The sequence below is a fragment of the Jhaorihella thermophila genome (assembly GCF_900108275.1).
In the GTDB taxonomy this organism is placed as follows: Bacteria; Pseudomonadota; Alphaproteobacteria; order Rhodobacterales; family Rhodobacteraceae; genus Jhaorihella; species Jhaorihella thermophila.
In genome coordinates this window covers 1-1,437 of sequence record NZ_FNVD01000060.1, presented here as the reverse complement: position 1 = coordinate 1,437, position 1,437 = coordinate 1, and the positions used below count along the sequence as shown (strand labels likewise).

The 1,437-nt window shown below is 65.2% G+C and carries 1 protein-coding gene and 1 pseudogene; both read right to left on the bottom strand.

The window, feature by feature from the left end; genetic code table 11:
- Positions 1–865, bottom strand: a pseudogene (gene tnpC / locus C4S70_RS18370) (IS66 family transposase); the annotation flags it as partial.
- A 54-nt stretch (positions 866–919) separates the two neighbouring features.
- Positions 920–1,273 carry an IS66 family insertion sequence element accessory protein TnpB gene (gene tnpB / locus C4S70_RS18365; protein ID WP_146064277.1) on the bottom strand — a complete coding sequence of 118 codons (354 nt, stop codon included), beginning with the start codon at positions 1,271–1,273 and terminating at the stop codon, positions 920–922.
- Positions 1,274–1,437: the final 164 nt, after the last annotated feature.

Below are 1,437 nucleotides of genomic sequence, written 5' to 3'. Positions count from 1 at the left end.
GGGTCGTCCCCACCCCAGGACCGGTCATCGCGAGCCAAGGCCCAGAAGTAGCCGGTCTTGGTCTTCCGTCGCCCCGGGTCCAGCACCGGCGCCCTGGTCTCGTCCATGAACAGCTTCGTGGACCGCTTCAGGTTCGCCAGCAGCGCGTCATAGACGGGTTTGAGTTCAAACGCCGCGCGTCCGGCCCAGGCTGCCAGCGTCGAGCGGTCGAGATCGATGCCTTGGCGGCTGTAGATCTGGGCCTGCCGGTACAGGGGAAGGTGGTCGGCGTATTTGGACACGATGACATGCGCCACCGTGGCCTCCGTCGGCATGCCGCCGGGGATCAGGTGCGCGGGTGCCGGGGCCTGGACGATCCTGCCCTCGCAGGAGCGGCAGGCATACTTCGGACGCCGTGTGACGATCACCCGGAACTGCGCCGGAACGATATCCAGCCGCTCACTGACATCACAGCCGATGATGTGGCGCTCATGGCCGCAATCGCAGACCGTGCGTTCCGGTTCGATCACCTCCTCGATACGCGGCAGATGCTTCGGCAGCGATCCCCGGTTGGCCTTGCGCGGGCGGGGTTTGCCAGCAACCTGCCGCTCGTCGGCCTCTTCGGCGGCCTCTTCGGCGGCCTCTTCGGCGGCCTCTTGGCGGCCTGGAGGCTCTCAACCGCCGTTTCGATGTCTTCCAGCGCCAGCTCGAACTGATCCGGATCAGCCCTCTCGGATTTGCGCCCGAACAGCGCGCGTTTGACGTCGGCCAGCAGCTTTTCCAGTTGCGCGATACGTTCGACGTGGCGCTCCTCGCGCCCCTCTGCGGCCAGGATCATCGCCTTCAACGTATCGATGTCATCGGGAAGATCGGCCGCGTTCAACATGGCCGGGGTCTACCAAATCCGGCATCCGGTTACCCGCTCAAATGCCGTCCCGAGTCACTCTGCCGCAGACGGCGGACGCGCCGCCAGCGCCTTCACTTTCCGCCAATCCAGCCCCGCAAACAGCGCCTCGAACTGGGCATGATTGAGCGACATCAGGCCGTCCCGGATCGCCGGCCAGGTAAATGTCGTTTCCTCCAGCCGCTTGTAGGTCATCACCAGGCCGGTGCCGTCCCAATAGAGCATCTTCAACCGGTCGGCCCGCTTGGCGCGGAACACAAACACCGTCCCAGTGAACGGCTCCTTGCGCAACTCGTTCTTCACCAGCGCCGTCAGCCCGTCATGGCCTTTCCGGAAGTCCACCGGCTTCGTCGCCACGACGATCCGTACCCGGTTCGACGGGAAGATCATGCCCCGAGTGCCCGCACAATCTCTGCAATCCGTGCCGCCGGGGTCGCCCCGTCCAGCCGGATCACCACATCACCGCAGACGATCTCAACCGTTGCGTCCCCGGCTCCCACCGTACGGTCGGTTAACTCTTCGATAACCATCGGCGCGAACGCAGGCTCCGGTTC

Excerpts from the sequence above, each read along its gene's own strand:
- tnpB (WP_146064277.1), bottom strand. The coding sequence starts at position 1,273 with ATGATCTTCCCGTCGAACCGGGTACGGATCGTCGTGGCGACGAAGCCG.